Here is an 11,990-nt window from a genome sequence, read left to right as displayed (position 1 = left end):
CGCAGTGCAGGCAGGCGCGGCGGAGACACGACAATGGAAAGGGATAGCGGCACCATGTTGACCATCGGCAGACGACAGTTTCTTGCGGCGGCAGGTCTTGCCGCCGCGGCAGGCGCGGTTGGCCCGCGGGTAGCCCTAGGTGCGTCCGTCGCATCTCTTTCCAATATTGCGAGCCGGGGACAGATACCGAATGCGACAGGTGGCGCCAGCGGCGCCAAGACCCGCATGAAGGTTGCGACCCGCTTCGTGGTCGGCGCCGGCGGCGCTCTGTCGGTCGCACCGGTCTTTTCCAACTTCAGCATCGCCAATGCGTCGAAACGGGAAATCGACGGCGAGGTCTCCTACACGATCGTCAAGGTGTCGGCATCCTCGGCAGGCAGAACGGTGCCGTTCTTCTTCGACGGTCAACGATCCCAAACCGTCGCAGCCGGAGCCGTCGAGGTGCTGCCGGAGGCCGTATCGGCCGAGGCATTCGGTTTGACGTCGTTTGCGCCGGGAACCGTCGTGTACATCCGCGTCCTGGTCGATCTCGAGCCCAAGGGCATCATCGCTGTGCAGGGCAATGCGACCTATCTCCCCGGCGAAAGTCAGGTTCTGTTCGATCCGCGCCACGGGGGTGACGATATCGACGAAGCCGGCTGGCAGATCCCGCAGGACGCCGATCTCTGGGTGGCCGCGCCGTGCCCGGTCATGCTGGTCGGCACGCCCGCGCAGCCCGTCACCTCCGTTGCCGGCATCGGCGACAGTATTCTGGACGGTGCGGTGGACATGGCGGGAGATGGCGAAACCGGAGGAGGCTGGGGGCGGCGGGCCGCCTTTGCCGCGGGGCTCCCTTATCTCTCCGTGACGCGGGCCGGCGACAAGGCGCAGTTCGTGCGCGGCATGTCGCAGAAGTCGCTCGCCCTCGTCCGGCGGGCGGGCGCTACGGCTGCCATCGTGGCACTTGGCAATAACGACATTCGCGATGGCCGCGCGGCCGATCAGGTGACGGACGACCTGCGGGCGATCTGGAACAGCCTGCGGAAGGTCGGTGTTCGCCATATCACCCAGGCGACCGTCCTTTCCGAAACCATCTCTTCGGATGCCAATACAAGCATCGAGGGCCAGAAAAGCAAGCAGGGCTTCGGGCCGGCAAGCGTCGTCGCCGAGGTGAACGAAGCCATCGCAACGGCCCGGCGGGATGAGGCAAGCAAGGGAAAGACGGCTGACAAGGGAAAGACGGCTGGCAAGGCGCGTGTCGCCGGAGAAGCTCCCGATGATATCATCGACATTACCGTCGCCGTGCAGACGAACCACGCATGGCATGTACCCCTCTTTGAAACCGTGCTCGCCGCACCCGTTTCAGCCTGGGCCGGTACGCTCGTGCTGCGCGATGCGCCCCGTCAGGGCGATCATCTTGTGTTTCTGCCTGTCGTGCCTGCCGGGGCAAGTGAGGGTGCGGAACTGAACTGGCCGCATGTGACGACGGTCTCCGCGACGTCTCCCGCCACCGCGATCCTCAACGGCGGACCCGGCGCTGCCCACGACGCCGGCACACCGGTTCGCGCAACCCTTTCGGCGGACGGCATTCATCCGCAGTCGGCAGGCCATGTCGCCATTGCCGCCACGGCATCGCCAGCCTTCCGCCGAATGGCTGCGAACGCCGTGAGCTCGACCGGCAAACGCGGCATCGAGATCGATTTCGTCAACGATATCGCGCGTATCGATGGCGTGCGCGTTGCTCCAGAAACCCTTCTCTCCTGCCGGCGGAAGACGCCGGGTCTGGCGCACACCGACGCCGGCTGGCAGAGCGTGCCGGCCGATCTGCCGAGACGCGCCGATGGCGGGGGACTGCTGGTCGAGCCAGCCGCACGCAACCTGATCCGCAACAGCGGCATAACCGATATCCCGGCGGCCGGCGGAGCTTTGCCCCGGCACTGGAGCGTCCTTGGTGGCGACGGGCTCACGCTGTCCGTTCTGCGCACCGGCACGGAAGCCGGCATTTCCTTCATCGACCTTGCATGGGACGGCGTGCCCGAGACGGATGGCGTGATGCTGTTTTTCGAGGAGGAAGGCGAGATCCCGGTGACGCAGGATACCGCAGAGGATGGCTGGACACTTTCCTGTTTCCTTGCGCGAATCGGCAGTGGAGATGCACCGCGGCCGATGCTGGGATTGACCGAGCTGGCGTCATCCGGCGAACCGCTTGCGCGGCATTCGACAGAGGCTGCTGCCGGGCGGGTTCTCCTCAGGCAGGCCTGCACGGCTGTCGTCTCCACATCGGGCACCACGAACCTGCGCCCATATCTCTTCATTCCCTGCCTGGTCGGCCAAGCGAGCCGTTTCGCTTTCCGGATCGGCTTGCCGCAGCTTGAAAAAGGGTCGGTGCCATCTTCCATCATACCCACGACCGGACAGGCGATCGTTCGGGAGGCGGATGAGGTCGTCATCACACTTCCCCCAGGCCTCCACGACATTGCGCTGACCTACGAGGATGCAAGTACGCAGGAGGTTTTCGGCGTTCAGGGGCCGTACACGCTGCCGCCCGATGCCGGGAACCGGCGGATCACCCGCCTCGCGGCGCGACCGGGCTAGACATCGTTCCGGCAAGCGGGGTGCCCGCTGCCGCACGCCTCTTCATACGCCGTCTACCGGGGTCGCATTGTTCGAACACAAAAGGAGACAGTGCATGCACCAGATTTCTCTCGGCCTATCCATCGAGCGGGCCAGCGTGTCCGGCTTCGCCAGCATGATGCCGCTGACCGCGCGGGACGGCTCCGTTCTCACGGACCGGGCCGGCTCGGCGCTGACGGGGCGGATCACACTGACCTCCGCCACGGGTATCGCCCTCACCACGGCCACGCAGATCGAACTCACCAGCAAGGACGCCTGATGACCTATTTCGCAACCTACCTCGGCAGCGTGACGTCGACGGAAAAGACGGAGGTCGAGACGGCGCTTCGTCTCAGCGTCTTTGGCGACGCGCCCTTCACGGTCAAGCCGCTCGGCAATGGCCGTAACGGCGTGATGGATGCCAAGTATGACGACACGACCGGCTATATCTTCCATCTGCGCGCCGGCCCGAACTCGGGTGCGCAGACCGGCGCGATCGGCATCGGCACGGACGAAGGCCTCGGCGGCGGTCTGCTGATCAGCCACAAGAATGCGAACTGGGGCCTGAACATCGTCAACAATCCCGGGGCAGGCCTCGGCGCCTACCTCATCGGCTATGCTTCCAACCCCGCTCTGCAGATGGACCTCTACGCCGGCGCCGGCGGCATCAAGCTGCAGGCAAAGACCGGCGCCGGCTTCAAGGACGGCGTCTCGAATACCGGCTCTACCACCTTCACATCCGCCACGGCCGCTTTCACGGCGGCGGACGTTGGCCAGACGATCGCGCAGTTGACCTCGGTCGGCGCATCGAGCCCGTTCGGCAGCATCCCGGCGGGCACGACGATCAGCGCCGTCGTGGACAGCCAGACGGTGACGCTCTCGCAGTCAGCCGGAGCTTCAGGCACCGGCATCCGCTTCCGCGTCGGCGGGCGCGCAGTGGCTGCAAGCCAGCCGGTGCTGAGCCTGTTCGATGCCGACGGCACGACGCTACGCGGGGCGATCCAGTACGGGCTCTTCGACTGGCGCACGCCGGTGAAGGTCACGAACAACGCGCCGGCCACCGTGGCGCTGACGGCGAAGGGCGCATCCGGCCAGACGGCCGATGTGCTCAACATCCTCAACAGCGCTGATGCGCAGCTCTTCCGTATTCAGTCGAGCGGGCGGATTACGGCAGCCTATTCCAGCTTCTTCTCCAATGCCGGCAAGACCGACCAGCCGGCCATGCAGCTTTCCGGCTATGCCCCGACCCTGCCTGTGGCGCAATTCAGCCAGGAAACCGCGTCCGGCACCGGTGACTTTTTCCAGATGCTGAATTTTTCCGATCAGGTCCTCAGCCGCGTCAATTACGGCGGTTATGTCATGACACGGAAAACCGCCGCACCGGCCGCGACCGACTTCGTCAATACGGAACTGACCTTCTGGTACGACGAGGCCAATGCGAAGTTCAAGATTACCGCCAAAAACGCAGCCGGCGCTCTGGTGTCCGGTGAAGTGGCGCTGGCCTGAGGGAGATGACGATGATGCAGGGACAGGGTTTGATGATCGTGATCGATGCGTTGGGTATGGAGCTGGATGCGCTGAAGCGCGAAGTTCTGCGGCTGCGTGCCGAAGTCGAGCGGCTGAGGGGCGATCAGGGGATCGCTCGCGAAGGGGATGACGACACGGCCATAACCGGTCGCTGACGGAAGGACGTCAGGAAAGAAGACGACAAAGGCCGCGCCTATCGCATGCGCGGCCTTTGTCTGTCGTCATGACACCTGGTGTTACATGATCGAGCCATCGGCTGGCAGCGAGTACACCTTGATGTAATCGATGTTGAACTGCGATCCGTCCGCGAAATCCTTGTCGGATGGCGTGCCGGCCCATCCGCCGACGGACTGGTTGACGAGAAGATACATGTCGGAATGCATGTCGTCCGGGGTCTTCGTCGAGGCAACCTTGGTGCCGTCGAAGGTCCAGGTCAGCTCGTCCTTCGTCCACAGCAGGCCATAGGTGTGGAAGCCTTCGGTGCTCTGGGTATGAACCTGGGTGGAGACCTTCGTATGTTCGCCGGTTTCCTGGGTATGCGCGGTGGCGAAGTAGCTGTTGGTGCCGCCGATCGCCTCGAAGACGTCGAGTTCGGGCGGCCAGCTGCCATCCGTCGGCAGCAGCCAGAAGGCAGGCCATGCACCGACATCGTCCGGCAGATCGGCGCGGATCTCGAAGTAGCCATAGGTCTGGGCAAAGCTCGAATGCGTCGTCAGCACGCCGGACGTATAGTCGTAGCCGATGGTCTTCAGGAGATCCGCGGGCGTTTCCGCGGCGTTGATCGTCAGCACGCCGTCCTTGATCGAGAACGGATTGACGCTGGAGGTCGGGGCGTAGGAGGGGTTGACGTACCACTGCTGCTCGCCGGTGCCGAGGGATGAGCCCTTGTCGCTGGCATACCAGAACTTCGTGTCCCAGGTGCCGCCGTTCTTGCCGGTGTTCAGGCTGAGCTTGTCGAAGTTGTCGCTGAAGGTGAGCTTCATGCCGGCCTTGGAGACGTTCAGGTCGAACTGATCGGCCGTCAGGCTGCCCACCTTCGTGTTGGAAAGCGTCAGCGAGGCACTGTCGGTGATCTTGATCACGGTATCGGTGCCGGACTGCCGGGCGTTCTTCAGGACGTCCGCAAAATTGGTGAAGGTGTAGTAGGCGATGCGGACGGTATCGGTCGCGCCGAGATCCGTGATCGTGTCGTGACCGCCGCCGCCGGTGATGATGAACGTGTCGTCCCCCGCGCCGCCGGTCAGGACGTCGTTGCCGAGGGCGCCCCAGAGCGTCTGGCTGCCTTTACCGCCCGTGATGATGTTGTCGAGACTGTTGCCGAAGGCGAAGGTGTCGTCTGCGTTGACGATCAGGTTTTCGAGGTTCGGGTTGGTCAGCTGGTAGCTGAAATACGTGCTGACGGTGTCCGTTCCCTTTCCGGCCGCCTCGTAGACCAGATTGTCGGCCGACGCGAGATAGTAGATGTCATCGCCGGCGCCGCCCATCAGGGTCGCGTTGAGACCGACTTTCCCCCAGATCGAGTCGTCCTTCGCCGTGCCGGAGAACCATCCTCCGGTCTTGTTGAAGAGCGTGTTGGCCTCCGTCGCGGCAGCCCATGCATTGGAGTCGTTGCTGTAATACAAAGTCTTGCCAGCAGCATTCTTGATCGATTTTGCCATTGTCATCTCCAAAATCCGAGGAAGAAGGCCTGTGGCAGTACATTGCCAGCAGGTGATGCAGCAAAATCTAATAGTCTCCAGTGAAGATAAGCCGTTTGCGATTGTTCAACTTTTACGCATCCGCGGATTTATCGGCTTCGGTGCGGATAGCGGACCATCATGGTGACGGAAGTCTGAATCTATCGGTCAGGAAGCAGATGTACTGCATCCCGCGAACGGATTCGGATCGCGGACCTCAGGTCCTGATGGCTGGTTCGCGGGATAGCACACGGCGCACGATACGGGCAGCCGGGCGCTCGAAGAGATGGAGTGACAGGAAGGATACGATTGTTGACACGACGAGGACGACGATGCCGGCCACAAGACCGTGACCGAGCAACTTGGCAACGAGCGCAATGACCAGCCCGTGCAGGAGATAGAAGGAATAGGACGCGTCTCCGAGGAGGGCGAGAGGACGCAGGATACGGGGCCAGCCGCCGGCCTCTTCGAGGCTGAGGCAGCCGAGCACGAGAAGGGCTGCGCCGCCGCCCCACACAACGAACCGCCAGCCTTCGTTATCAGGCGTTACCTGCGATAGTGCGGCGATGGCGAACCAGATCACCCCGCCTGCCGTGATGGCAAGACCCGGAACCAAACGCTTCACCCGCGGCAGGATGGCGATCAGCATGCCGAAGAGAAATTCCACCAGCAGCGGAGAGGTCCAGGTGATCGGCGCGGCCTGCTGCGGGTCGAGCAGCAGGCCGACGACGACCAGAACGAGAATGGCGCCGATGGCCGCAAGCACCGGCCTTGCCGTCAACAGGCAGAGCATGAAGACGGCGTAGAAGAAGATTTCGAGGTTGAGTGTCCACCCCACCTTCACCAACGGCCAGATGATGCCGTCGATATCCCGATAGGGAATGAAAAAGAGCGACATGGCGAGGCGAGGGATGTCGAAGGTGAAGTTGGAGAACAAGCCCGGCTTCAGTGCCAGCGCGCACATGAAGAGCGTGACGGCCCAGTAGAGCGGCACGATCCGCGCCACGCGCCGCACGGCGAATGTCGAGGGCGTCTCCCGTGCGCCGATGGTCGCCATGATGAAGCCGGATATGACGAAGAAGATATCGACACCCGCAGCGCCGATCGCCACCTGCTGCGGATAGAGGTGCACGAGCGCCACCATCAGCACCGCTATGGCGCGCAGGCATTGAATGGATTGGTAGGAACCCATCTTGGACATGGCGATATCTCCTTGGGAGAGTCCCGGGGATGCACCGTCGAACCCGGTCAGGGCAGGGCGGTGAAACGGCTGGACGCTGCAGGCCGACCCGAACTCAGGCGCCCTTGATGACCTGGGCTGCGATCAGCCCTTCCTTGCCGTCCGGCATGCGCTCGATCGGCGATCCTTCGCGAAGGCTGCGATAGATGTCGTGGTCGTAGCGAATGGGGAAGGCGCGCCATGACGCGATGCTGCCGTAGCGCGAGAGCGTCTGGCGGAGAGCGTCCTCCCAGATCTCGATCGGCTCTGTCGGCCGCGCCTTGTGGTTTACCTCGACGATGATGAGGAACGAGCCGCCGATCTTGAGGACCCGGAAGATTTCGCCGATCGCGGTGTCGAGGTGATCGACATGGTCGAGAGAATTGAAGGAACAGACGACATCCCGCGATCCGGTGGCGAAGGGAATCTTTTCGACGGGCGCGCAAACATAGTCCATCTTGTGCTTGTCGATGCCGAGCGTGCGGTACTGCTCGACGAGCGGATCGAGGCCGGTCCGCGTGCCTGCCATGTCGGCCCATTCGAGGCTGCCGGCCGGGCCGCAACCAACGTCGAGCAGCGTCTTGCCTTTGTACCAGTCTCTCTCGAGCGCGAAGAAGTCAGTATAGAAATACTCGTAGTGATCGTTGTCGAGCTTGCGCTCCTCACCATAGAGTCCTTTCCAGAAACGCATCTCCGAATAGCCCTTGAACCATAGAAGGAAAGGCGTGGGGATGATCGGCCGGACGGCGCGAAAGATCGGCTTGGCGACGCGTTTGATGGTCGGATGCATGGGGACTCCGGGTTGCAGGTTCAATTGCCCATCAGGCTATCCTTATTTTGAACCCATTACATTAGTTTCCTCGGTCATATCTTCAGACATCGTTAACCCCAAGCGCCAGACGATCTCCAACGGAGGCGACCTTTTCGAATTCCTTTGGCAAGCGCAGGCAATGTTCTGCGGCTCTTCCCAAAGCGGCGCTCGCGTCTTACATCACCTCCGGTACCCGCGACGCGCAACGATGCGTCGGCTCGAAAAAAGCCAGCCCTCCTGCTTTCCGGAACGTTTCCAATGCAATGGACCGATGAGGCGATCATTCTCGGCGTTCGCCGACACGGAGAGACCTCCGTCGTCGCCGAAGTCATGACGCGTGCGCGGGGACGCCATCTTGGTCTTGTGCGCGGCGGGCGGTCGCGGGCGCTGCAGCCTGTGTTGCAGCCGGGAAATTCGGTCGAAGTCACCTGGCGGGCGCGGCTCGACGAGCATCTCGGCGAATTTCGCATGGAGCCGGTCGAACTGCGCGCCGCGCGCCTGATGGAGACGGCAACCGCCGTCTACGGGGTCCAGGCCATGGCGGCGCTCTTGCGGCTCCTGCCGGAGCGCGACCCGCATCCTCATCTCTATACATCGCTGTCCGTCATCCTCGATCATCTGCACGACCCCAAGGATGCAGGCGAACTGTTCGTGCGGTTCGAGATCGCGGTGCTCGAGGACCTCGGTTTCGGTCTCGATCTCGCACGATGCGCCGCCACCGGCGACCGGGAGGATCTGGCTTTCATCTCCCCGAAGTCCGGCCGCGCCGTCAGCCGCACGGCGGGCCTTCCTTATGCCGACCGAATGTTCGCCTTGCCGCCTTTTCTGGCGCTCGAAGGCAAGGCGGCCGACAGGCAAAGTCTGGAAGACGCGCTGCGGATGACGGGTTATTTCCTGCATCGCCATGTCTACGAGCCCCGTGGGATCGAGATCTCGGCTGCGAGAAACGGCTTCGTTCAGGCGGCTATGAAAGCGCTTGGCACGGCCCGGACAATGCCCGATGCATCCGCGACCGGGGAAAAGCCACTCGACATCCTCCTCCCGTGAGGAGAATCACGCTGTCCCGTCTTGGTTTCCGTCGCAATGACGGTAAGTTGCCGTCTTCCTTATCGCTCCGCCGGCTCCGGCCGCAGGCGACTGCATGACGGGTACCCATGACCGACCTTCTTGTCCTCGCCGCCTTCATCCTCTCGTTCATAGCCTTTGCCCGCACCCGGCAGGCAAATGAGCGGTTCACGCGCGACATCGCTTTCCTCCAGTCGGAGATCGCCCGCCTTTCCGCGGAGCGCCCGTCCATCGAAAGCGTTCCCGGCGCGGCCGTGACGGATGTTCCTGTGCTGGAGACGCAGGCGACGGAGGCGGGCGACGGCGAACGACGGGAAGCGATGGTCGAGGCGGAAGCGGCGGGAGAAGAAGCCGTCCCCGACCTGGAGGAGACAGAGCCGCAGAAGCCGCGTGAATCCTTCGAAAGCTGGCTCGGTGCCCGTTGGGCCGTCTGGGTCGGCGGCATCGCGCTGGCGCTGGGCGGTATTTTCCTCGTCAAGGTGTCGATCGACGCCGGGCTGCTGAGCCCCGCCGTGCGGCTGGTGCTCGCCGCCCTGTTCGGTGCGGCGCTCATGGCTGGCGGCGAGATGATCCGCCGGCGTGGTCCCGCAGATGGCGAACAGCGCTTCGCCAATGCCATGATCCCCGGCATCCTCACTGCGGCCGGCGCCGTAACGCTGCTCGGTGCGATCTTTGCGGCACACGCGGTCTACGATTTCATCGGTCCGACGACGGCCTTCGTCCTCATGGGGCTGGTGTCCTTCCTCGTTCTCGGCCTGTCGTTGCGCCACGGACAGGCGCTGGCCGGCCTCGGCCTTGCCGCCTCGCTCGTCACGCCGCTGCTGATCGATGCCGACGATCCCTCGCCATGGAGCCTGTTCACCTTCCTGTCGCTCGTCTGGCTCGCGTCGACGGCGACGGCGCGGATCGGCCGCTGGCGGATCGTCCCGGCCTTCGCCAATATCGGCCTTGCCCTCTGGGGCACCGTCTATCTGATCGCGGAAGACCCGGCCGTGACACTGCCGGTTTCGCTGTCGCTGCTCGTCCTCATCGCCGGTCACGCCTATGTCTGGCCGGCGGGGGCCGACGATGCGGAACCTGAGGAACGGGAACCTACGGAGGAAGCGCTTCCTGTTGCCGAGGACACGGCAACGGGTGCCGGGGAGACGTCGGAAACACCGGTCACCGCGCCGCGTCGCACACCGTGCTGGCGCCGCCTGCTGCTGCCGCGTCATGCCCCCATCATTCTCACCGGCGCCTTTGCGGTGCTGATGACGGGGCTTTCGCTCATCGGCCCGCTGACGGAGACCGACGGCAATCCCACCTTCGAATTCCTGGCGGTCACTGCCGCTCTCGGCCTTCTCGGCGCACTGCGCGCCCGGGCTGTCACCGCTTCGCTGACGGCCGGTCTCATGGCGATCCTCGGCGTCTCGACGCTGGCGTCGCTCCCGCTTCTGCTGGAGCTTTCCAGCATCGGCGTCGTCGCCGAAAGGTCGTTCGCGACATCGCCGGTCGCAGCCCTGAGCCTTGCTGCTATCTTCATCGGCCTCTGCGCCTTCGCGCTGCATCGCCATCCGGGCAGGCACCGGTTCGCCATCCTCTGGTCCGGCCTTGCCGCCATCACGTCGGTTGCCTGCATCGGGCTCTCCTTCCTGATCATCGGCACCTATTCGTTCGATCCTGTGCACGGGCTCGCCGCGACGGTGGCTGCCATCGCCTTCCTCGCGCTTGCGGACATCTTCACACGCCGCAACCCGTCCTTCCCGATCCTCGCTCAGGGACTGCTGCTTGCCGGCGCGCTCGGTCAACTGGTTATCGCTGCACATGCGCTTTCCGACGGACTGTGGACGGTGCTCGCCATGGCCGTTTTCGCCGTCGCCTTCATTGCCGCCACGCGGGTGCGAAGCTGGGCTGCGCTGCCGTGGGTCGGAGCGCTCGGCTTCGTGTTCGTCCTCGCCCGCATCGGCTGGGAGCCGACCATCGTCGGTCCGCTTGCGCTCGGCCGGACGCCCGTGCTGAACGCGCTTCTGCCGGGCTACGGCATACCCGCGCTCTTTGCTCTCTGGTCTGCCTATACCCTTCGGGACTGGCCGTCCGATCGCCTGCGCAACATGCTGCAGGCCATCGCCAGCCTGTTCGGCCTGCTCACGCTTGCCATTCTCGTGCGGCACGCGATGAATGGGGGTCAGCTGCAGGGCGGTGCGCCCTCCCTGTCTGAACAGTCGATCTATACGCTGCTGGTCATCGGCGCCTCCGCCATCCTCATGCGGCTCGACCTCAGCCGTCCCGGCTCGTTCTTCCGCTACGGCAGCATCGGCCTCGGCGCCGTCTCGCTGCTGATGACGCTCTTCGCCCATCTCGTCGGGCTCAATCCCTACCTCACCGGCGAGTTGCTCGGACCCTATCCCGTGTTCGACCTGCTGTTGATCGGTTATCTGCTGCCGGGCATCGCCTATGCCGCACTGGCCCGCATGGCCGTCGGCCGGCGTCCGCCCGCTTTCGTTGCGGCGCTTGCAACGGCCGCGGCCGTGCTCGTCTTTGCCTGGGCGACCTTGTCCGTTCGCCGCGCATGGCAGGGTCCAAGCATCGCCGACTGGAAGGGCTTTCTGGCAGGGGAGACCTACACCTATTCGGTCGTCTGGCTCGCACTCGGCGTCCTGCTGCTCGTCGCCAGTCTTCGCTTCCATAGCCGCAGCATGCGCATCGTCTCCGGTGTGCTCGTCTTCGTGACGGTGCTCAAGGTCTTCCTGTTCGACATGGCCAATCTGGAAGGCCTGCTGCGCGCACTGTCCTTCATGGGCCTCGGCATCGTGCTGATCGGTATCGGCCTGTTCTACCAGAAAGTCCTGACGTCGCGGCCGAAACCCTCAGCCGACGTCCTGCCCGGAACGGGCGCATGACGCAGACCTCATCGGCGCTCGCGGCGGCCTTCGCGCCGTTTGCGGACCTTGCGGAAAGCCTCCTTGCCGAAGGCGCAACGGGGGAGGACGGCTCGCATGATGCCGCGCACCGTTCCGGACATGCTGATGCAGGACATCGGCTGATCCGCTTGGTGGACGTGCAGGCTGCAATCCTCCGTTCAAACGTTAACCGCGTCATATGAAAGAAGAATGGAATATTT

At 63.9% G+C, this 11,990-nt stretch carries 10 protein-coding genes; 7 read left to right on the top strand and 3 right to left on the bottom strand.

Features of this window, described 5'->3' with window-relative positions:
* Window positions 1-33 precede the first annotated feature (33 nt).
* From BSG19_RS12445 to BSG19_RS26065, 4 genes are all read left to right on the top strand, one after another.
* Window positions 34-2,574 (top strand): phage head spike fiber domain-containing protein, encoded by a 2,541-nt coding sequence (locus BSG19_RS12445; RefSeq protein ID WP_092988215.1) that lies wholly within the window; start codon window positions 34-36, stop codon window positions 2,572-2,574.
* Window positions 2,575-2,668: 94 nt separating this feature from the next.
* Window positions 2,669-2,872 carry a hypothetical protein gene (locus tag BSG19_RS12440; protein WP_092988213.1) on the top strand — a complete coding sequence of 68 codons (204 nt, stop codon included), beginning with the start codon at window positions 2,669-2,671 and terminating at the stop codon, window positions 2,870-2,872.
* Window positions 2,872-4,098, top strand: a complete 1,227-nt coding sequence (locus BSG19_RS12435; protein WP_092988211.1) for a hypothetical protein — start codon at window positions 2,872-2,874, stop codon at window positions 4,096-4,098. Before BSG19_RS12440 ends, BSG19_RS12435 begins: the two co-directional genes overlap by 1 nt.
* 11 nt (window positions 4,099-4,109) lie before the next feature.
* Window positions 4,110-4,274 (top strand): hypothetical protein, encoded by a 165-nt coding sequence (locus BSG19_RS26065; protein ID WP_170865943.1) that lies wholly within the window; start codon window positions 4,110-4,112, stop codon window positions 4,272-4,274.
* 81 nt (window positions 4,275-4,355) lie between these two features.
* Here BSG19_RS26065 and BSG19_RS12430 read toward each other — a convergent pair whose 3' ends face one another.
* The 3 genes from BSG19_RS12430 to BSG19_RS12420 all read right to left on the bottom strand — a co-directional run bounded on the left by BSG19_RS12430 (window position 4,356) and on the right by BSG19_RS12420 (window position 7,804).
* Window positions 4,356-5,777, bottom strand: a complete 1,422-nt coding sequence (locus tag BSG19_RS12430) for a family 16 glycosylhydrolase (protein ID WP_092988209.1) — start codon at window positions 5,775-5,777, stop codon at window positions 4,356-4,358.
* A 235-nt stretch (window positions 5,778-6,012) separates the two neighbouring features.
* Window positions 6,013-6,996: an acyltransferase family protein gene (locus BSG19_RS12425; protein WP_092988206.1), complete on the bottom strand. Its 984-nt coding sequence runs from the start codon at window positions 6,994-6,996 to the stop codon at window positions 6,013-6,015.
* Between the two features lie 94 nt (window positions 6,997-7,090).
* Window positions 7,091-7,804 (bottom strand): class I SAM-dependent methyltransferase, encoded by a 714-nt coding sequence (locus BSG19_RS12420; protein ID WP_092988204.1) that lies wholly within the window; start codon window positions 7,802-7,804, stop codon window positions 7,091-7,093.
* 279 nt (window positions 7,805-8,083) lie between these two features.
* Between BSG19_RS12420 and recO the strand changes: the two genes are divergently transcribed.
* From recO to BSG19_RS12405, 3 genes are all read left to right on the top strand, one after another.
* Complete coding sequence (gene recO, locus BSG19_RS12415; RefSeq protein WP_092988202.1) at window positions 8,084-8,872, top strand: DNA repair protein RecO; 789 nt, start codon at window positions 8,084-8,086, stop codon at window positions 8,870-8,872.
* A gap of 107 nt (window positions 8,873-8,979) precedes the next feature.
* Window positions 8,980-11,769, top strand: a complete 2,790-nt coding sequence (locus tag BSG19_RS12410) for a DUF2339 domain-containing protein (RefSeq protein WP_092988200.1) — start codon at window positions 8,980-8,982, stop codon at window positions 11,767-11,769.
* The gene (locus BSG19_RS12405) at window positions 11,766-11,972 is read left to right on the top strand and encodes a hypothetical protein (protein WP_092988198.1); all 207 of its coding nucleotides are present in this window, start codon (window positions 11,766-11,768) and stop codon (window positions 11,970-11,972) included. The genes BSG19_RS12410 and BSG19_RS12405 overlap by 4 nt, the downstream gene beginning before the upstream one ends.
* Window positions 11,973-11,990: the final 18 nt, after the last annotated feature.

The organism is Rhizobium sp. NFR03 (genome assembly GCF_900111275.1).
Classification (GTDB): domain Bacteria; phylum Pseudomonadota; class Alphaproteobacteria; order Rhizobiales; family Rhizobiaceae; genus Ferranicluibacter.
This window is presented reverse-complemented; position numbering and strand designations above follow the sequence as displayed.

Bases quoted from the DNA above. Each gene is read 5' to 3' on its own strand.
- BSG19_RS12430 (WP_092988209.1), bottom strand. From the start codon at position 5,777: ATGGCAAAATCGATCAAGAATGCTGCTGGCAAGACTTTGTATTACAGC.
- recO (WP_092988202.1), top strand. From the start codon at position 8,084: ATGCAATGGACCGATGAGGCGATCATTCTCGGCGTTCGCCGACACGGA.
- BSG19_RS12410 (WP_092988200.1), top strand. From the start codon at position 8,980: ATGACCGACCTTCTTGTCCTCGCCGCCTTCATCCTCTCGTTCATAGCC.
- BSG19_RS12420 (WP_092988204.1), bottom strand. From the start codon at position 7,804: ATGCATCCGACCATCAAACGCGTCGCCAAGCCGATCTTTCGCGCCGTC.
- BSG19_RS12405 (WP_092988198.1), top strand. From the start codon at position 11,766: ATGACGCAGACCTCATCGGCGCTCGCGGCGGCCTTCGCGCCGTTTGCG.
- BSG19_RS26065 (WP_170865943.1), top strand. From the start codon at position 4,110: ATGATGCAGGGACAGGGTTTGATGATCGTGATCGATGCGTTGGGTATG.
- BSG19_RS12445 (WP_092988215.1), top strand. From the start codon at position 34: ATGGAAAGGGATAGCGGCACCATGTTGACCATCGGCAGACGACAGTTT.
- BSG19_RS12435 (WP_092988211.1), top strand. From the start codon at position 2,872: ATGACCTATTTCGCAACCTACCTCGGCAGCGTGACGTCGACGGAAAAG.
- BSG19_RS12425 (WP_092988206.1), bottom strand. From the start codon at position 6,996: ATGTCCAAGATGGGTTCCTACCAATCCATTCAATGCCTGCGCGCCATA.
- BSG19_RS12440 (WP_092988213.1), top strand. From the start codon at position 2,669: ATGCACCAGATTTCTCTCGGCCTATCCATCGAGCGGGCCAGCGTGTCC.